This is a genomic window from Slackia equolifaciens (assembly GCF_003725995.1).
GTDB lineage: Bacteria > Actinomycetota > Coriobacteriia > Coriobacteriales > Eggerthellaceae > Slackia > Slackia equolifaciens.
This window is the reverse complement of the sequence record NZ_QIBX01000001.1, coordinates 83524-102336: the sequence shown is the minus strand read 5'-3', so window position 1 is coordinate 102336 and position 18813 is coordinate 83524. Positions and strand designations below refer to the sequence as shown.

Annotated in this window: 16 protein-coding genes and 1 riboswitch; of the genes, 9 read left to right on the top strand and 7 right to left on the bottom strand. The window is 59.3% G+C overall.

The genetic code is table 11. The annotated features are described in order from the left end of the window. Positions 1 to 62 precede the first annotated feature (62 nt). From dmsD to DMP06_RS00405, 3 genes are read right to left on the bottom strand one after another with little or no spacing between them, the layout of a single operon-like run. Positions 63 to 719, bottom strand: coding sequence for a Tat proofreading chaperone DmsD (gene dmsD / locus DMP06_RS00415; protein WP_123207776.1), 657 nt, complete (start codon positions 717 to 719; stop codon positions 63 to 65). A 2-nt stretch (positions 720 to 721) separates the two neighbouring features. Further along, positions 722 to 1348, bottom strand: coding sequence for a DMSO/selenate family reductase complex B subunit (locus DMP06_RS00410; RefSeq protein WP_123207775.1), 627 nt, complete (start codon positions 1346 to 1348; stop codon positions 722 to 724). A 13-nt stretch (positions 1349 to 1361) separates the two neighbouring features. After that, positions 1362 to 3836 carry a DMSO/selenate family reductase complex A subunit gene (locus tag DMP06_RS00405; RefSeq protein ID WP_123207774.1) on the bottom strand — a complete coding sequence of 825 codons (2475 nt, stop codon included), beginning with the start codon at positions 3834 to 3836 and terminating at the stop codon, positions 1362 to 1364. A 279-nt stretch (positions 3837 to 4115) separates the two neighbouring features. Between DMP06_RS00405 and DMP06_RS00400 the strand changes: the two genes are divergently transcribed. The 3 genes from DMP06_RS00400 to DMP06_RS00390 all read left to right on the top strand — a co-directional run bounded on the left by DMP06_RS00400 (position 4116) and on the right by DMP06_RS00390 (position 6623). Next, positions 4116 to 5645: a response regulator transcription factor gene (locus DMP06_RS00400; protein WP_123207773.1), complete on the top strand. Its 1530-nt coding sequence runs from the start codon at positions 4116 to 4118 to the stop codon at positions 5643 to 5645. Positions 5646 to 5818: 173 nt separating this feature from the next. Continuing rightward, the gene (locus tag DMP06_RS00395; RefSeq protein WP_123207772.1) at positions 5819 to 6289 is read left to right on the top strand and encodes a nucleotidyltransferase family protein; all 471 of its coding nucleotides are present in this window, start codon (positions 5819 to 5821) and stop codon (positions 6287 to 6289) included. Then, a complete protein-coding gene (locus DMP06_RS00390; RefSeq protein WP_161957763.1) occupies positions 6270 to 6623 on the top strand; it encodes a HepT-like ribonuclease domain-containing protein in 354 nt (117 codons plus the stop codon). Before DMP06_RS00395 ends, DMP06_RS00390 begins: the two co-directional genes overlap by 20 nt. Before the next feature lie 153 nt (positions 6624 to 6776). On the opposite strand, the gene DMP06_RS00385 is transcribed toward DMP06_RS00390, so the two are convergent. Continuing rightward, positions 6777 to 7676: a proline iminopeptidase-family hydrolase gene (locus DMP06_RS00385; RefSeq protein ID WP_123207770.1), complete on the bottom strand. Its 900-nt coding sequence runs from the start codon at positions 7674 to 7676 to the stop codon at positions 6777 to 6779. Between the two features lie 343 nt (positions 7677 to 8019). Between DMP06_RS00385 and DMP06_RS00380 the strand changes: the two genes are divergently transcribed. Together DMP06_RS00380 and DMP06_RS00375 are read left to right on the top strand one after the other, a co-directional pair. Beyond that, complete coding sequence (locus DMP06_RS00380; protein WP_123207769.1) at positions 8020 to 8793, top strand: SDR family oxidoreductase; 774 nt, start codon at positions 8020 to 8022, stop codon at positions 8791 to 8793. 267 nt (positions 8794 to 9060) lie between these two features. Continuing rightward, positions 9061 to 9220, top strand: a riboswitch (glycine riboswitch). 147 nt (positions 9221 to 9367) lie between these two features. After that, positions 9368 to 10879, top strand: coding sequence for an alanine/glycine:cation symporter family protein (locus tag DMP06_RS00375; RefSeq protein ID WP_245962302.1), 1512 nt, complete (start codon positions 9368 to 9370; stop codon positions 10877 to 10879). Positions 10880 to 11103: 224 nt separating this feature from the next. On the opposite strand, the gene DMP06_RS00370 is transcribed toward DMP06_RS00375, so the two are convergent. From DMP06_RS00370 to DMP06_RS00360, 3 genes are all read right to left on the bottom strand, one after another. After that, positions 11104 to 12036 (bottom strand): DMT family transporter, encoded by a 933-nt coding sequence (locus DMP06_RS00370; RefSeq protein WP_123207767.1) that lies wholly within the window; start codon positions 12034 to 12036, stop codon positions 11104 to 11106. Between the two features lie 296 nt (positions 12037 to 12332). Further along, positions 12333 to 12953 carry an alpha/beta hydrolase gene (locus DMP06_RS00365; RefSeq protein ID WP_245962301.1) on the bottom strand — a complete coding sequence of 207 codons (621 nt, stop codon included), beginning with the start codon at positions 12951 to 12953 and terminating at the stop codon, positions 12333 to 12335. Between the two features lie 257 nt (positions 12954 to 13210). Then, a complete protein-coding gene (locus DMP06_RS00360; RefSeq protein ID WP_123207765.1) occupies positions 13211 to 13807 on the bottom strand; it encodes an LOG family protein in 597 nt (198 codons plus the stop codon). A 189-nt stretch (positions 13808 to 13996) separates the two neighbouring features. Between DMP06_RS00360 and DMP06_RS00355 the strand changes: the two genes are divergently transcribed. The 4 genes from DMP06_RS00355 to DMP06_RS00335 all read left to right on the top strand — a co-directional run bounded on the left by DMP06_RS00355 (position 13997) and on the right by DMP06_RS00335 (position 18760). Next, entirely contained in the window at positions 13997 to 14302 is a 306-nt protein-coding gene (locus DMP06_RS00355; RefSeq protein WP_123207764.1) for a hypothetical protein, read from the top strand. 1657 nt (positions 14303 to 15959) lie between these two features. Further along, the gene (locus tag DMP06_RS00345; RefSeq protein WP_123207762.1) at positions 15960 to 16775 is read left to right on the top strand and encodes a UTP--glucose-1-phosphate uridylyltransferase; all 816 of its coding nucleotides are present in this window, start codon (positions 15960 to 15962) and stop codon (positions 16773 to 16775) included. Between the two features lie 17 nt (positions 16776 to 16792). Then, positions 16793 to 18085, top strand: coding sequence for an alanine racemase (alr, locus tag DMP06_RS00340; protein WP_123207761.1), 1293 nt, complete (start codon positions 16793 to 16795; stop codon positions 18083 to 18085). Between the two features lie 66 nt (positions 18086 to 18151). Next, positions 18152 to 18760, top strand: coding sequence for a uracil-DNA glycosylase (locus tag DMP06_RS00335; RefSeq protein WP_123207760.1), 609 nt, complete (start codon positions 18152 to 18154; stop codon positions 18758 to 18760). Positions 18761 to 18813: the final 53 nt, after the last annotated feature.

The following is an 18813-nucleotide window of genomic DNA, read 5'->3' as shown; positions in this document are numbered from 1 at the left end:
GAATGCGGGGAGCCTTTTCGTTTGGGTGTATATTGGCTTAGCGTTATGCTGTTTTCTTTCTGCTACTTAACTTGCCCCCTGCAGGCTATATCCCGTAGCATGAGCGATGCGAGCCTTGCCACCGCCCGGTAAAAGGGGCTTTCCGCTGCGGCGTCGTCAAATCGCTTGAAATATACAGGTGCCCAGGTGTTCAGATGCAGGCGCACGTATTCTTCCACAAGCGCAGGGTCGTTCTCGCATAGCCATCCAAGCAGTACCAACATGCGCCCAATATGGTCGGCGGGCTCTCGGCCGGAGCTCTCGTGCAGCGCTATGCCGTTTGCACGCATCCATCTTGTGAGTGCGATGCATGAATCGCCGAACACCACCGATTCAGAATCGAGGTATACCGATCCCCAAGGCGGCGCCTCTAAATACTGCGGTCCTACAAACAAATGGTGGTACTCACGGTCAAGCCGGTCGGTCGGCTCGTCTCGGCAGGCGCTGAGCAGATTGGCCGCATCAGAGCGTTCGTTGGCCGTTCCGAAGGGCCATTCACGTACCACATCCATGGCCCTTAGCTCGCGGGTAGTTTGGGCAATCGCCTCGTTAGAGGGGCTTTGCAAAAGCAGAGCCCCCGTAAGCGTTGCGCAGGAGCGGATGCTTTCAAGCAGTTCCGTATCCATCTCGATGGTGCTGTGTGTATCGATGGATTCGTGCAATGCGGCCAGTTCCGCCATGATTATATTACCTCCAACGGGTTGGCAACGTAGCCTTCATCCAGGTTGTACGTGTCTGAATCGATTGCCTGGCAGGTGCCTATGACCAGGTTGGGCTTGGTTGTGGGCTCAAGCAGCGGGGGCACCTGGCAAACGTCGCCATACTTCTCGCGTAGCTCCTCGATTGGCCCGAATTCCAGCGCGCGCAGTGGGCACGAACCCACGCACATGGGCTCTTCGCCGTTGCGCACGCGCGCCAGGCAGCCGTCGCATTTGCGCGCGACCCCCATTGTCTCGTCGAAGCGCGGTGCGAGATAGGGACACGTCTTCACGCACATCTCGCATCCGGTGCAGGCGGCGGGGTCAAGGTTCACCAGGCCCGTTTCGTCATCTTTTTGCATGGCGCCGGTGGGGCAGTTGTTGACGCAGGCGGGGTCGTCGCAATGATTACAAGAAATGGACAGATGGTAGTTGAATGCGGTCTTTTCCCATGCCCCCTCGTCGGTTTTGATCCAACTACCGCCTTCGTAGTCGTAAATACGACGGAAAAGAATATCGGGTCCCAAATCATGATAGTCCTTGCACACAAGCTCGCAAGTTTTGCAGCCCGTGCAGCGCGAGGTATCGAAGTAAAATCCGTATTGAGTCATGGCAAAATCCCCCTTAAGCCTTTTCTGCCTGTACCAGCGTGGACCCTGTGGACGGGCAGTTCTTGGAGATGGGTGACCAGTGGTGGCTGGTGAGTGTGTTGGCGTTGGCACCCACGTCAACTCCGTTTTCCATCTGCCGCCTATGGGCGTGCGGCATGCCCACTACGCCAGGCATGATGCGGGCGGTTACGCGCGCCATGATGCGTACTTCGCCGCGGTCGTTGAATACGCGTAGCTCGTCGCCGTTTTGAATGCCGCGCGGCTCTGCATCAATGGGGTTAATCCACAGGCAGTGTTGGCATGCCTGCTGCAGCTCCTCGATTACCTGGTAGCGGCTGTGGAACTGATTTTTTGCCTTCCAGGTGGCAAACAGCAGCGGATAGGTGTCGTTCACATCGGCCACGCCTTCAATTTCGGGGAAATAGCTCGGCACGGGGCGCACCACGTCGCGATCGCCGTTGGCAAACGTCCAGGTGTCGCGGATGGTGGCAAGCTGCTCGGAGTACAGCTCGATCTTGCCCGAGGGAGTGGTGCGCGGGTTTGCTACCGGGTCTGCCACGAAGCGATCCATGGCGATAATGGGCTCGGCGGGCTCGGGGTCGCGCCAGAATCCCATCTCAAGCCCTTCCTCGAACGACGGGGCGTTGCCGTGGGGCGCAGAGGGGCGGCTTTCTTCCTCGTAGCGGATTTTCATCCACTCTTCCCAGGTTTTTCCTTCGGTGAACTCGTCGCGAAGGCCAAGGCGTTCGGCCAGATCGGCGCACCAGTCGTAAGAGAGGCGGCACTCGAACTGGGGCTCTTGCACGGGGCGTCCGAAGACGAAGCCATAAGCCGAGCCGCCCGTGACGGTGGACACGAAGTTCATGCGCTCCTGATACATAAGATCGGGCAGGATGATGTCGCAGTAGGGCAGCGAGGTGGACATGATGACGTCGCTGCCCACGATGAACTCGCACTTTGATTCGTCCTCGAGGATGGTGGCTGCCCAGTTGAGGTCGGAGCTGGAGTTGCCGAAGCTGCCCGCCTCATAGAGGAACATTAACTTGATGCCCACATTCAGCTTGTCTCCGCCCTTCACGTTGTCGGTGAGCGCGGTCATTTCGGGGCCGTGGTCGATGGCGTTGAAGCGCCCCGAGATGGAGATCTGCTTTTTCACGGGGTTGGTACCGATGGGTACGGAATTCCACATGCCGCCGTCGAATTCGAGCTGCATGCCCTTGCCGTTGAGGCCGGGGCAGGTGCCGGGGCGTCCGATGTTGCCGGTGATCACGGCAAGCGCGGCGATTGCCATGGCGCTCCATTCGCCGTTGTGGTGGCGCTGCGGTCCGTAGCCCTGCGTGATGTAGCAGGTGTCGGCATCGGCGATGAAGTGCGCGAGGTATTCGATGCGTTCGGAGGGAAGGCCGCAGATGGGAGCCGCCCATTGGGGCGTTTTAGGAATCATGTCGTAGCCCGTACCCATGATGTAATCCATATAGGAGCTGTTTGCGGGCGCGCCCTCGGGCATGGTGTCGGCATCAAAGCCCACCGCGTATTTGCCCAGGAATTCCTTGTCGTGCTTGCCTTCACTGATGATCACGTAGGCGATGGCGCTTGCCAGGGCGGCGTCGGTGCCGGGATAGATGGGGAACCACTCGTCGGGGTTGCCCGAAGAGCCTTCGCCCAAGCGATAGTCTATGAACGCGAGGGGGATGCCCGCTTCGCGCGCCTTGGCCGCCTCGTACACCTCGCCCATGCCGCACATGCGCGATTCGCCCGACCCGCAGCCGAAGAACACGCCGCAATCGGCGTCCTTGATGGCCGAAGTTGTGCTGCCTAGTCCACCGCCGCAGTCAAATGTGACAGGGTCCATGCCTAGAAGGTAGGTTGCGGCTTGGTTAATTTGTCCATTGGATTCCGATCCGTAGGTTCCAAGATATCCGCCGGTGAGATTCATCAGGCGCTGTATGGGATAGTTGCGTGTTCCCGTGGCGCACACATAGAACGCCTCGGGGCCGTAGGTGTCAAGCGTGTATTGCCACTTCTCGGCGATGATGTCAAGGGCCTCATCCCAACTGATGCGCTCGAACTCACCGCTGCCGCGTTTGCCCACGCGTTTCATGGGATATTTCAGGCGCTCAGGGCTGTTGATCCATTTGCGAATGGATCGCGCTTTCAGGCACGGGCGAAAAGCAACACCGCCAAATTCCGGGTCGCCGTCGGTGTCGTTGTCAATCCAGCGCACGGTGCCGTCTATTACGTGGCACTTGATAGGGCAGGCAGTGAACCCGCAGTGGCAGCAGCTCTGCCAGACAATCTTGCCTTCTTCTGGTATTTCATTGGCAACCACTTGCCCGGTTGCTGTTGTCTGCTGCTCCTCGACTTGCTTAGGAGCGCAGCCAAACAGGCTTGATGCCCCACCCGCCGCAGCGGTTGCAGCTAATGTTGCAACCGCCGTGTTTTTCACGAACGAACGCCGCGAAATTGCATTCCCTTGTGCATTGCTCATATGGTCTCCCTTCCTGTTGGTCTTGAAAGAATCTCGGCCGCTGGCGATGCAGTTTTGTATGGCTGCATGGAGGGGGTGGAGGGGGCGGCCGAAGATTTCATGCGGGCAAGTATGGCGGCAAGGGTGAAGTGATGTTGAAACCCAAAACTGGTGAATTGCCTGATGGGGTGTCACCCTTTTTCGTGAATTCCCCAATTTAGGCCTCGTGTTTTCACATTTCTGTGCTGTGACGCAACGTTTTGAGGTAGTCTGTGCGCGTCAAGGGGATGCGAGGGATTTATGGCTAAGCTCATTCACGGTAAAGATGTCGCAATTGCGTCGTTCGGCTTTGCGTTGGCCATGGCGCTTTCCTCGCTTGTGCTTTGGGAGAGTGGCTGGGCGGTCTCTGCCGACCTTTCCGCTTTTAGCGTGCATGGGATAGGCGTGCTGACGGGTACGGCGGCGTGCATCGTGGCGTTTGCCTGGTCGTGCCTGCATCCTAAAACGCTTGCGGTTGCGTTGCTCATATTCAATCCAGCCTGCATGCTTGTTGCGTCCTGTGGCGCTTTCGCCATGGCGTTTTTCTTGAATGCGTCTCCGAATGTAATTGCGTTGAACATAGTGCTGCTGGCGGGTGCATACCTGCTTATCTTCGCGTGGTTCGCCGTTGCGGCGATGCGTGACATCGAAAATGCGCTCATGATTCTTTTGCTCGCCTGGTTTATCAGCGCGCCTTTACGGGCTGTGCTGGGCCTCGCCGAAGATGCTGTAGCGAGACGCGCGATTGTGGTGTGCGCCATTGCTTTTTCGTGGCTGCTGCTCATTCATCAATGGCGACGGGCCGACGTTCGATCTCCCATGGTGCTCAATGTGCCGCGCGAAAACAAGATGAGCTACGTGCATGCTCTGCGCAGCATGTGGAAATGCGTTCTTATTGGAGGTGCGTTCGCTTTTCTTGGAGGGGTGATTCGCTCGCTTTCTCTCCAGGCGGACGTCATGTCTTTCGTCAATGTCGCGTCCATTTTGGGCGGATGCATCGCAGCGGCGGCCATTGCGGCGATATGGCGTTTTAGAACGGTCAAATTTAGCATCAACCGTCTTTTTTGCGTAGTGTTTCCCCTGCTGGTTGTTGCTTTGTGCGCCCTTCCGTTTTGCGGGGTGGAGCAATTTGCCCCTGTTGCTGCCGTGCTTTACATTCTGTATAGCTTTTCAAGCCTTGCGTTACAGGTGCTGTGCGTACAAACGGCTCACGATTATGGTGTGAATCCTTTGTTTTGCATCAGCTTGCAAATAGGCGCGAGCATTATCATGCAGGGTGCAGGGTATGCGCTTGGCCCGGGAGCTTCCGCATTGAGCAACACGAGCGGCGTCGATGTGCTTACCGTAATTGCGCTGGTGACGCAGGCTGTAATGGCATTGGTGCTCTATGCGGTGCGAGGTATTTCGGTTTCGTTCGAGGAAGAGGGGCGCGATATAGAGTTTATATCGCTATCGCGCCAGGAGCCCATTCCCGTTGACGATGCCGTGCTTGACGCGCAGGAGGCGCAAGAGGAACGCGAGGGTGGCTCGGGGCCGCAAAAGACTGACGACGCCGCTTATGCTGACAGGCTTGCCATGAGGTGCGATTTGGTGGGGCGCAAGTACTGTCTCTCACAGCGCGAGGTTGAGATTCTGGGTTATTTCGCGCGCGGCTATACCATGGCCTCAATTGCCGAGGAGTTGTTTATCTCAAACAACACGGTGAAAACTCATGTTAGGCGACTGTATGCAAAGCTCGGCATTCATAAAAAGCAGGAGCTATTGGACATCGTGAACAACTATGTTGAATAAGCGGGTTTTTAGTTACGCTTAAACGTCGGATGCAGTGTTCCTCTGCTGCGCATGGTGCATGAGGCGCCGTCGCGTTCGGTATGTAAAAGCCGCATCATTTGCCAGTTTGGCATTTGCTAGTCCTTCTCATGTATAATACTAATATATGATAAGCTGAATGAAAGCGGTGCACTATGTCTCAGGCGATTTCCATCTACCTGCGGGAAGACGTCATACGACGCCTTGATGCTGCCGTGGAGCGTTGCGCGGCGCAGGATAGGGCACAGGGTTTGGAGGGCAGGCAGGTTACGAGTCGTTCAAAACTCATCGAGCGCATCATCGAGCGCTATCTAGATGGGGAAGACCCCAAATTCGGCATGAAGGAAATTCAATATCATGTGATTGACCTGGCAAAAGAGTATGGAGCTGCCAAGGTTTCGCTCTTTGGCTCATACGCGCGTGGCGAAGCGACCGACAGTAGCGACGTGGATATTCTGCTCGAAAAGGGGGATATTCGCGGCATGCAAGTGCTGGATTTCCAAGACGAGCTCTCAAAGCGGTTAGGTCATTCCGTGGATGTGGTGACCACTGCTGGGGCGAGCGAGAGGTTCCTGCAGAAAATTCGCAAGGATGAGGTGGTGTTGTATGCGGCAAGCCGCGCGTGACAATGATCAGCTGGGCGTCATCATTCGCTATTGCGAGCGCTTGGCCGCCTCGCTTGATCGGTTCGGGCGTTCCTATGAGTGCTTTTGCGGTGACATTCCATTTCAGGACAGCTGCTCGTTGTGCCTCATCCAAATAGGCGAGGCGGTTGCACGGCTGTCGGACGAATTCAAGATGGCGTATCCCCAAATCGAATGGCGTCGAATTTACGGGATGCGATGCCATCTGGTGCATGGGTACGAGATGTTTGATGCGGAAATAGCCTGGGATGCCATTGAGAACGAAGTGCCGCCGCTCGAGGCTTTCTGCCGCGAGCATTACGTTGAGGGTGACTGACCCAAAGCAAACAGCCCCTGCAAACCACCGGTTCGCAGGGGCCTTCGTTGGGCTAAGCCACTGTTAGGATGGAGCAGCCGTTAGGTTGGGACCGTCGCCGAGCTGGGACCGTCGCTGGGCCGGGGTCGTCGCCAAGCTAGAGTTGCCGGCGGCTTAGTCGAAGCGGCTGATGAAGCCCTCCACTGCCGCCAGGCACTCCTCGGGGTGCGTTGCGTTAGCGATGTGCGGCGCGCCCTGGATGAGCGTCCATTCGCAGCCGGGAATCAGGTCCACGCCTTCCTTGATGGTGTAGGGCGTGCCTTCGTCGTCGGTGCCGGAAAGCGCCATGCACGGCACTTTGATGTTCTTCACGCCTTCGCGGATGTCCCAGTCGCGCATCTTGCCGGTAACCACGAATTCGCTTGCGCCCTGCATGATCATGTAGCATTCGCCCACGCCGGCAAACGAATCCTTCACCATCTGCGGGTAGTCTGGGTCGTTCTCGTAAAATCCCACCACGTGGCGCTTGTAATATTCGTCGGCCGCTGCCTTGGCCTCGGGCGTTTCGTAATCTCCGGTGCGTTCGGCTTCCGCCAGCGCGTCTTGCATATCCTGCGGCATGTACTTGAGCAGGCGGTTTGCCTCATCGAGCCAGGTCTGGATGCGTACGGGCGAGCTGTTGATCACAAACGAGTTCACGCCCGTATCGTCTTTCATCATGCAGAGCATACCCAGCATGCCGCCCCACGAGTTGCCAAACAGGTGGATGTCGTCAAGTCCCAGCGCCTCGCGTACGGCGTAGAACTCGTTCACCCAGAGGTCGTACGTGTAGAACTCGTCCTCTTGATGGGGAATCATGGATTTGCCGCAGCCGATCTGGTCGTAAAACACCACTTTGCGTCCCGCGCGGTCGGCCAGCTCGCCATAGGTGAGCAGGTAGTTATGGCAGTCGCCCGGGCCGCCGTGCAGCACCAGAAGCGGCTTTTTGGCAGGATCGGGATTTTCGGGCTCGAAAATCTTGCAGTAGGTCTTGAAGCCCAGGTAGTCGACGTAGGTTTCCTTGATGTTAGCCATGGGGCCTCCCATCTGTCGTCGGGGTGCCGGCGCGATGCGAGCGTTGCGTCGGCCTTTGTTGCCGTCCATGGTAGAACATGCGGGGCCTGTCATGGGCGTGAATGGCAAGATTGTTGCCGTTCACCGAGGGCGTGAAACACCGTGGAAACATAAAACACCTGATAGCAGGCCATATCGTCCGTTCATCCATCGGGGCATGCGCGGTGCTTCGTTATTTGCTACCTTTTACATAGCAAAGGATATCCGAGTCGCAATCGAGCAAGGCCAGCTCTTTCAGTTCGTGGCAACGGGGCGCGTGCGGCTGCCGTGTGCGCCATTGTGAAAAGTGAGGAGCGTATATCGCATGAAGAACTATTTCGACTTGAGCGGGCAGGTCGCCATCGTCACGGGGTGCTCGGGCGGATTGGGCGTGCAGATGGCCAAGGCGTTGGCCAGTCAAGGTGCGGCAATCGTTCCCATCGCCCGTCGTCAGGAGAAGATCGATGAGGTTGCGGCCGATATCGCCCAAGAGTTCGGCGTTCCGACGTTTGCCGTGCGTTGCGATGTGGCCGATACCCAAATGGTGGAAGAGATGGTCGATAAGGTTCTGGAGAAGTTCGGCCGCATCGACATCCTGATCAACAACGCCGGCACCGGCGCCGTAGCCCCCGCCGAGGACATCACCGACGAGCAGTTCAGCCACGAGATGGATATCGATCTATTCGGCACGTTCAAGGTGGCGCGTGCGGTTGCCAAGAAAGCCATGATTCCTGCGGGGTACGGCCGCATCATCAACATCGCCTCTATGTACGGCCTGGTGGGCAACAAGGTGGCCGGCTCCTCGCCGTATCATGCCGCGAAGGGCGGCGTGGTCAACCTTACTCGCGCGCTTGCCGCCGAGTGGACGGCCAAGGGCATCAATGTCAATGCCATCTGCCCGGGATACTTCTACACCCCGCTCACCAAGGAGACGCTTGACAGTGAGTTCTTCCAGGCCAATGCTCGCACTATGATTCCCGCCGAGCGCTATGGCAACGAGGGCGAGCTGGACACCGCGGTCCTGTTCCTCTCTTCGCCGGCGTCTTCCTACGTTACCGGCATCATGGTTCCCGTCGACGGCGGCTACACCTGCATGTAGCTGACGCGTTCGGATCCAGGCCGTGCGATTCAGGCCGTATGTAGACTATCGCCCGACGGCAATCGTCTGACGGCAGCCTCCTTTGGGCCCCCGGTGCGCGCTCATCACCGGGGGTCGTTTTATGCCATTCGCTCCAATCCGCTAAAGTGTTGCTTGACAAACGCTTGCTCGGCTTTACAATATCGACCACATATTTGCGTTTCCCCGTTGAAGCGTCCTGGATTGCCGTGGCGGCTTTCGCCAAGCAAGACTGGACGTGGATGGGGCCTCTGGAGAATCCCGGGCAAACCGGGTGCCGAAGGGGCAAGATGCGAGTCGCGTCGCCCGCCGGTTCGTCGGCGTCAGCGAGGGCGGCGAAGCTGCTTCGTGACGAGGCGGCTGGGGCGTAAGGCCTCGCGCATCGAAACTCTCAGGCCAAAGGACAGAGCAAGACGCCGCCATCCGGGCGTCGCGCACTTCTTCCTTCTGGAAAACTTCAGACCGCTTGCAAATCCCACGCGACGTGCGCATGCGTTGCCGGATATGCAGGATACGCAGCTCAAAGGAAAACGTCTGAAGCAAAAGGAGGAACATCTTGGACGCTTTCAATCAGCTGCTCAGCACCATCGACAGCTTTATCTGGGGCCCGCCGCTGATCGCTCTTATTCTGGTGGGCGGTATTTTTCTGACGTTTCGTTTGGGCGGGCTGCAGTTCCGCCATCTGGGCAAGGCGCTGCGATACACCTTCAAAAACGAGAAGGACGGGCGCGGCGAAATCTCTAGCTTCCAGGCCATGTGCACCGCCATGTCTGCCACGGTGGGCACGGGCAACATCGTGGGCATCGCCACCGCCGTGGTGACCGGTGGCCCTGGCGCGCTGTTCTGGATGTGGATGGCCGCGCTGTTCGGTATGGCGACCAAGTTCTCCGAAGGCCTGCTCGCGGTGAAGTACCGCACCATGGACAAGGCGGGCCATGTTCTGGGCGGCCCGTTCTACTACATCGAAAACGGCATGGGGCAGAAGTGGAAGTGGCTCGCCAAGGTGTTCGCGTTCTTCGGCATGTGTGTGGGCCTGTTCGGCATCGGAACGTTCACGCAGGTGAATTCGATTTCCAGCGCCGTGAACGGGTTCTTCGACCCCAACAACGCCTATCTGGTCACCGTGCCGCTCATTGGCGTGCAGGTTTCCGTTGCCACCATCATCGGCGGCTTGGTGGTCGCCATCTGCGCGGGGCTCGTTATCATCGGCGGCGTGAAGCGCATCGCCAGCGTGTCCGAGCGCGTGGTGCCTGCCATGGTGGTCGTGTTCCTGGCGTTTTCGCTTCTGCTGATCGTGTACAACATCGATAAGATTCCTGTCGCCATCGTGACCATCGTGAGCAGCGCGTTCGGCCTGCAGGCGTTCGGCGGCGGCATGCTGGGCGCGATTCTCATCGCCATGCAGATGGGTCTTGCCCGCGGCATCTTCGCCAACGAAGCCGGCTTGGGATCCGCTCCCATTGCCGCAGCCGCCGCCCAGACCAAAGAGCCTGCTCGCCAGGGCCTGGTGTCTATGACGCAGACGTTCATCGACTCCATGATCATCTGCTCGATGACCGGTCTTGCGCTGGTGCTCACCGACACCTACGAGATTGGGCTTGAAGGCGCCGCGGTGACCACGGCGGCGTTCCAGGCGGGCCTGCCGTTCGTTCCGCCTGCGGTGGTGTCGTTCGTGCTGATGGTGTGTCTGGCGCTGTTCGGATTCACCACCATTCTGGGCTGGAGCTACTATGGCGAGCGCTGCCTGGAGTATTTCAGCAACCGCAGCAAAAAGGGCGTGAAGGCGTATCGCTGGCTGTACATCCTGTGCATCTTCATCGGCCCGTACATGACGGTTTCTGCGGTGTGGACCATCGCCGACATCTTCAACGCATGCATGGCCATTCCCAACATGATTGCGCTGTTCGCGCTGTCCGGCGTGGTTGCCAAAGAGGCGCGCAGCTATTTCAAGCGCCTCAAGGATGCCAATGGCGCCGAAGAGGCCATGGCGCCGCGCCCCGACGACTCCGAGGATTGGAAGACGCCTAAGGCCGAGGCCATGGCCAAGGTCAAAGAGCTGGGAATGTAGCTCGAAGGGTGGCCGAATCAAATAGCGTCCGAGCATAGCGACGCATCATGGGGCTTCGCATCGGCTATTTGCGGAGCCCCATTCATTTGCGCTGTCCTTGGAGCATTGCCCTGGGCGGGCTCTTCGGATGCTCCATGCCGTCGAAGCAATGCGAGGCTCCGGTCGCAATGACGGAGCCTCACGTTGCGTATCTTCGAGTTCATTTGCTGAAGTTCGCGCCTGGGCTATTCCTGTTGGCCGGACTTGCCCCTCTTGAACTTATCGGTCAGCTGCGGCAGCGTTTCATTGGCTGCGATGGCGACGAAGATGACGACAAAGCCGATGATGAGGCGTGCGGTGAGCACCTCGCCATACAGCGCTACGCTGAAGATGACGCCGAACACCGATTCGAGGCTCAGAAACAGCGACGCCTGGGCGGGTGGAACATGCGCCAGGGCGATGTTTTGCGTGCCGAAGCAGAAAATGCTCGCAAAAAGGACGAGAAACACCAGCTGCGCCACGATAGGCAGGGTAAATGTAGCGAGGGTGGGAGCGGTTTCAAACGCGGCGCCTATCAGAAGGCCGCAGGCGCCTTCGGTGAGGAACTGGAGCACGGTAAGCGTGAGTACGTCTCCCAGCTGCGAAAACCTGGATACGAATACGATGTGCACGGCGAACATGACGGCGCCGAGCAGCGTGAGCCCCTCGCCGATGCCCAGCGTAAGCCCCGAGTCGGAGCTGCTCACCGAGACCAGCCAGATGCCCACGAGGGCGAGCAGGGCCGTGGTCACGTTGATGAGCGTGGGGCGACGGCGCGCGACGATCCACCAAATGAACGGCACGATCACGCAGTACGTGGCGGTGAGGAACGCGTTGATGCCGGGCGTGGTGTGCTGAAGGCCGATGGTCTGGAAGAGGAAGGCCGTGAAATCGAAGATGCCCAGAAGCACGCCCATGCTCACCACTTTGCGCGAGATGAAGCGCGCCACATGCTTGCGCAGCGCGATGAGCAGGATGATGCCGGCAGAGAAGAAGCGAATGCCTATGAGCCACGCGGGATCGATGGAGCCCACGACGTCTTTCATCATGATGAACGTCGACCCCCAGATGGCGGTCACGACGATGAGAAGAATCTTGTATGTCGATGCCGGGATGGCGTCGAAGTCGATGCGCGCCACAGTCCGTCTCCTTTGCGTGCTTACGCTCTGATTCGCATTCGTGTAAGGGCTGTCGGCGCCGGAGCGGCTGCATGCGGGCAGTCGTGCACGGATGGCGAGAGCGAGCGCTTCGCCTGCGTCGACAGAACGTCACGTCATGGTAGAGCAAGAAGGCGGCGTCTTCAACGGCGAGCATGCTACGAGCGGGGAACGGTTTCGAGCGGCGAACGTGCTGCGAGTGGTGCGGAGGCCACGCGTGGCGGTCTTTCCGAGAATGGCGCATATTGCGAGCTCCGCAGCGGTGGAGCGCCGAAGGACTACGGGCGTGCGAGGAATTCGTCCAGCTCGGCAAGCGCAGCTTCGAAGCGCTCGGGAATGTGCTGCATGTGGTTGCCGGGCCCAACGATGGCGTCAACCCGGCAGCCGACGGTGCGAAGAAGGTCGGCGCTTGCGTGCATGTTGTCTTCAACGCAGCGGAACAGGGGCAGACCCGATTTGCACTCCTTTTTGCCAACCGAGAGAAACGCATAGCGGTCCTGTTTGCCGGGTCGGTCGGGGTCGACGGACCCGGAGGAGACGAGCTTTTCCGTCGTTTCGCGAAGATGGTCCATCCATCCCTGATACCACAGCGACCCCGAAATGCTCGCGCAGGCATCGAAGCGTGCGTCGTTCACGAATGCGTAGAGCGCGAACAACCCGCCGAGCGAATACCCGCAGATGGCGCGTCTAATCGATCCGGCATTATCGTTATGGAGGGCGGGTTGCGCGGTCGTGCGGCACATGTCAAGGTCCGCCTCGATCTTGGGAATCGTGTGGTTCAGAAGGTTCTTGAGCGTTTCGTCGCCGTGCCCGCCGAACCATGGCTCATCCTCGTAGAATCCTGGTGCGGGCCAAGGCGTGAGAGCGTCGTTCCAGTTAGCAATGGGGATGGCGACCACCGTCGATGCGCACCCGTAGGCCGCTTGGGCTATGCCGAACGGGTGTTTCGCCGAATCGATTACGTAGATGACCGATGACGAATCGTCGGCCGCATTAAGAACGCGATATGTTGTTGAAGACCCGATTGAGCTCGCCTCCTGCCCCCTTTACGCCTTGCCACTCCGGAGACCTGTTCATCGCCTCTTGATTCCTGCCTGCGCTTCAAGCTCTGCGTATCGAATGCGTTCGCATGCGTGCGCCTTGTCCGTCATGAACGTTAGCGCTTTTTCGGCGGGTTCAGCTCCGCTGCGGTGGCGAGGTGCTTTGCCGGATGCTTTCGAGACTCATCCAGCATGCGCGCGAATTCGTCCAGGCTTTCGGGGAAATGGATGCGATCGAGGTCGTCCTGGGAAAGAAATCCCTGCGCGTACATGCCGTGAAGCAACGATTTCAGCGGGTCGTAGAACCCGTCGATGTTCATCAAAAAGCACTCGTCGGGCCCGAGCCCCAACCTGATACGCGAGAAGATTTCCGATATCTCTTCCAGCGTGCCTACGCCGCCGGGAATGGCGACAAACGCATCGGCGAGCTCGATCATCTTCGCTTTGCGTTGCGTCATGTCGTCGGTCACGTAGAGCTTGGTGAGGTCGTGCTGCGCCACACCCGCCTCAATGAAGAAGCGTGGCTCCACGCCGTACACCGCGCCGCCCGCATCGAGCGCAGCGCGAGACACGATACCCATAAGCCCCACAGAGCTGCCGCCGTAGACGAGCGTATGCCCGTTGCGCGCAATCCATTCTCCCAGTTCGTGGGCGCATTCGGTAAAATGGGGGTTCTTGGCGGGGCTTGACCCGCAGTATACGGCTATGTTCATGCTGCCTCGTTTCCATCCGTGCTTGTCGGGCGCGTCGAGTTGCTCAGTGTCTTGGTCTAGTTTACGCCGAATCTCTGCCGTTTCCAAAACTTGCTCGAAGAGGAGCGCAATGTGGTGGCCGAGTAGGTGCGTCGCGCCAATCTGCGATACAATTCCGCTCAATGACAGTGCGGCTGAAGGGGGAGGGCTATGGGCAAAAGCAGAAAGCCTTCGGCGAATATGAAAAAGGTCGCGGCGTTCAAATCGCAGCTTGGCGATGGTGGGTTGGGCGGCCTCGACGATATTTTCGCGCGCGAAGAAGAGCGCAGCGAGCGTCAGGCGGTTGAGCACGACGAGGCTCTCTATGAGAAAGCCTGCGCCTCCAAGAATCGCTATTCGAGCCATGCAGATGCCGAGGAGGCCATTCGCCTGTGCGCCGAGCACGGAACGCGCGGCCTTCGCAGCTACAAGTGCCGCTACTGCGGCGGCTGGCATCTGACATCTAAGCCGCAATAGGCGAGCGATTCCGCGTTCGGCGGGCGGCGGGCGGGCGTGTGGCAGGAAGCGCGTCGCTGCGGGCGATTCACGCGAGGGCTTCCTGTGACGGACGGACGCATGGCCGGAAGCGTGATGAACGCCCAAGTGCGCGTGTGCCGGGCGCGGGGCGGGCGGGCGCGTGGCCGGAAGCGTGATGAACGCCCAAGTGCGCGTGTGCCGGGCGGGTGGCGGACGGGCGCGTGGCCGGAAGCGCGACTTTTCCGGCCAATCGCATCTGTACGGCCCGCCCGAGGCCGGTAGGCGTAATTCGTATAGTCGTCAGGGTTTTGCCGCATTGGTTGCAACTGCCGGCTCGTCTGAGGCCGGCAAGAATCCTCATGGAAGAATTCCCTCTGAACCGGGGCTTCACTGACGGTCGAGTGAGCTCTACTGGGGTCGGTAGAGTTGCCGTGCCGGGCGTGCAATGATGCAAGATAAAAGGCAGCTATGAGGGTGGCGAGGCCATCGTGGAGTCGTTGCTCCGGACGCGCAATGATGCAAGCGTCGGATTCGGTGCGCATACGCAAAAGTTCCGTGCGGGGCCGGTGTTCTCATTCATCATTTATGCATCCAATTCGATGCTCATGCACAAAAGCTCCGTCGGCATTCGCCTGTTGGGCATCGGCTTGGCACGCCTCGCTACGACGCAGCTTTCTGGTTTCTACAAGAATGCGAATCGTTAAAACAGCCGGCGGTGCTGTTCGGCATTGGGGTGCCGCCGGCGTCCGGCATGCGGCATGAGGGTCCACAATTCTGTCGTAGTCCCTGCCGCATTCTGTCGCAGTTCCTGACGTATGCTGTCGTAGTCTCTTTCTGCTGAAAAAGTCGCGTTTAGCGCGATTCGGGGCCCCTCGTGTTGAAAAAGTCGCGTTTAGCGCGACTTATGGGAATTTCTCTTTCGTCTCTCGGTATGATGATTTTGCATAATGCCTGATGGAGGAATTGTTATTACTTTCGCTTTTCGAAAAGGGTGGTTTTCGAACAAGAACGAGTCTCGCTAAACGTGCATTTTTCAGCAGGGACTTACGCGAATCACGCTAAACGCGACTTTTTCAGCAGGAGCTTATGCAAATCACGCTAAACGCGACTTTTTCAGCAGGAGCTTATGCAAATCACGCTAAACGCGACTTTTCCAGCACGACTGCCGCCAAGCGATCTTCCTTTTTTGAAAAGTCTCGCTTGGTGCGTTTGAACGTCTCGATTGGTGTGTTTGAACGTTTCGATTGGTGCGTTTTAACGTCTTGATTGGCGCATTGCCTAGGAGCGGCCAAAGGAGCGCTCGGGCGGCTTTTGTTTCGTCCATCAGGGGCCTAGCATATGGCGGTTGTGTTATTTGCGGTTGCACGCTTTTCGTTCCTTCCATCAGGGATCTAACGCGGGCGGTTTCGAGGGTCCACTGCGCTCGCGCGTTCTTTTGCCTCCATTTGACGTGCAGCCTTGATGGGGGCGCGCGTCGCTTGCGCCAAAGTGCAGTACAATACGTCTGTTATGGTCAAAATCGCCGTACGCCATTGCGTCGCGCTTGCGCAAGGCCGCCGAAAAGCCGCCATGAGGTAGCGGCGCCACGCGGCAGGCTCGATGCCGGCGGCGTGAGCGTGCCTTGAAAGAGGCATTCGAAAAGACAAGGAGCACTTGCATGAAGGCATTGATTCCCGCGGCGGGCATGGGCACGCGTTTCCTTCCCGCTACCAAGGCGCAGCCCAAAGAGATGCTGCTGGTGGTTGACCGTCCGGCGATTCAGTACGTGGTGGAGGAGGGGCTCTCTTCCGGCGCCGACGAAGTAGTCATCATCAACAGTCGCGAGAAGACCTCCATCGAGAAGCATTTCTCGCCCGACCCCGAGCTCGTCGCCACGTTGCGCGCTCGCGGCAAAGACGCCTACGCCGACGAGGTGGAGCGCGTGGGCAATCTCAACGTATCCTATGTGTACCAGGACGAGCCGCTGGGCTTGGGTCACGCCATCCACTGCGCTGCCGAGGCATGCGGCGACGAGCCGTTCTTCGTGCTCCTGGGCGATGTGCTTGTGCCCGACAACAACGTGTGCCCCAAGATGCTCGAAATTTCTCGCGCTCACGGAGGCGCCAGCGTAATCGCCGTGCTTCCTGTGCCCGATGACCAGGTGAGTCGCTTCGGCATCATCGACGGCACGCAGGTGGAAGAGGGCGTGTGGAAGGTGTCCGGCCTGGTGGAGAAGCCCAAGCTGGAAGATGCCCCGTCCAATCTCTCCGTGTTTGGGCGCTATCTGCTCTCGCCTCGCGTGATGGAGCTTTTGGCCGACGCCAAGCCCACCGTGGGCGGCGAAATCCAGCTCACCGATGCGCTGGATGCCGTGCTCAAGGAGGAGGAGATGTACGCCCTGGTCATCTCCGAGGAAGACGGCTTCGACACGGGCACCATCGAAACCTGGCTGGCTGCCAACAATGCGCTTTATGCTCGCAAGGCGGGCAAGTAAGAAAAAGGACGGCGGAAATGAGCTTTAATGCATTTGGGGCGCAGGGGGCGTCTACGGGTCGCGACGTGCAGGAGTTCCTGCGTGCCGCGCGCGAGCGTTCTGATGCGCAGTACCGTATGAAGGCAGAACCCGACGAGTTTTCCGAGGAGCGCCTCGAAGGCATAACGGGCCCCGATCGCCGCTGGTCATGGATCGAGGTCGATCTTTCCGCCATCCGCAACAACGTGGCTGTGGCAAAGCGGCGTCTCACGCCCGGATGCCGCCTCATGGCCGTGGTCAAGGCGAACGGCTACGGGCACGGGGCGGTTGCCGTGGCGCGCACCGCGCTTTCCGCCGGCGCCGCGCAGATTGCGGTTGCCACGGTCAACGAGGGCGTCGAGCTGCGCGAGGCGGGCATCGAGGCGCCTATCCTGGTTCTGTCCGAGCCTCCTGCAACGGCGGCTCCGGTGCTGCTCGCCTACAACCTCATGCCGTCGGTCTATACCGCGGAGTTCGCTATCGCCTATGCCGAAGAGGCCGACGCGCACGGGCTGCGCGCTCCCTTCCATCTGGCGGTGAACACGGGCATGAACCGCATCGGCGTGCGTTTCGACGAAGCGGTGGATTTCCTTCGCCAGATCAGCTTCCATCGCGCTCTGGTGCAGGAAGGCACGTTCACGCATTTCGCGACGGCCGATTGTGCCGAAACGCTGGACTTCAACATGCAGTTCCGTCGTTTCAAGGAGACCATCGCCGCCATTCGCGCAATGGGCATCAATCCCGGCCTTGTGCACTGCGCCAATTCCGCCGCGCTTCTGCGCTATCCCGAAACGCACATGGATATGGCTCGCCTGGGCATTTCTATGTACGGCTTTCATCCGTGCCCCGAGACGCGCGGGCGCTTTGACCTGCGTCCCGCGATGAGCGTGCACGCTCGCATCACCGCCATCAACATGCCGCCCATGAGCGAGGGCGTGAGCTACGGCATGAACTACCGCAGCCCCGGCTCGGTCAAGATTTGCGCGATTCCCATCGGATACGCCGACGGCTACGCACGCGCGCTTTCGGGCCGCGCGTCGGTGGTATATGACGGGCACCTCTGCCGTCAGGTGGGCAACATCTGCATGGATCAGTGCATGTTCGAAGTCGACCTGCGCAGCTACGGCACGCACCGTCGCCTTGATCCGCAAGTGGGAGATGAGGTTCTGCTGGTGGGCGCCCAGGGGGGAGCCGCCGTGAGCATCGAAGACATCGCCGACATGCTGGGAACCATCCCGCATGAGGTATGCTGCGCGCTTTCGGCCCGCATGCCCAAGGTGTATCTACGATAACCGCAGGCGTCGCGCGGGGCAGCGACTCGAGTGCGGCGTTTCGCTTATATAGAGAAGGATTCGGACATGACCATCGTGAACGACCATTTCAAGACCATCGCGCCCGTGGGCGAGGAAACTCCCGAGCAGCTGCTGGACATGATTGCCCAGAGCGTTGCGGCGTGCCGTCAGTGCTATCTGTGCGAGGGTCGCACCAACGTGGTGCCCGGTTTCGGCAATCCCGAGGCGCGCGTGATGCTCATCGGCGAGGCGCCCGGCAAAAACGAGGATCTGCAGGGGCGCCCGTTCGTGGGCGCCGCGGGTAAATACCTCACCGAGCTTCTGGGGTACGCGGGGCTCACGCGCGAAGAAGTGTTCATCGGCAACGTGCTCAAATGCCGACCGCCTTCGAACCGCAATCCGCAGCCCGATGAGATCACGCTGTGCGCGCCGTTTCTGCGCGACCAGGTGCGCGCGATAGGGCCCGAGTACATCGTGACCATGGGCAACTTTGCCACCAAGTTCATCCTGCGCACCGATCGCGGCATCACCAAGCTGCATGGGCGCCTGGAGCAGACGGGGCGCTTCAAGGTGTTCCCGGTGTTCCATCCTGCGGCCGCCATCTACGACCGCACCAAGCGCGAATCGCTCGAGGAAGATTTCCGCACGCTGGGAGAATTCTTGCGGCAGCAGTAAGCACTTCGTTCGGGGGTGTGCCCTTTGTGGGCGAATCACGTCATTTTGATGCC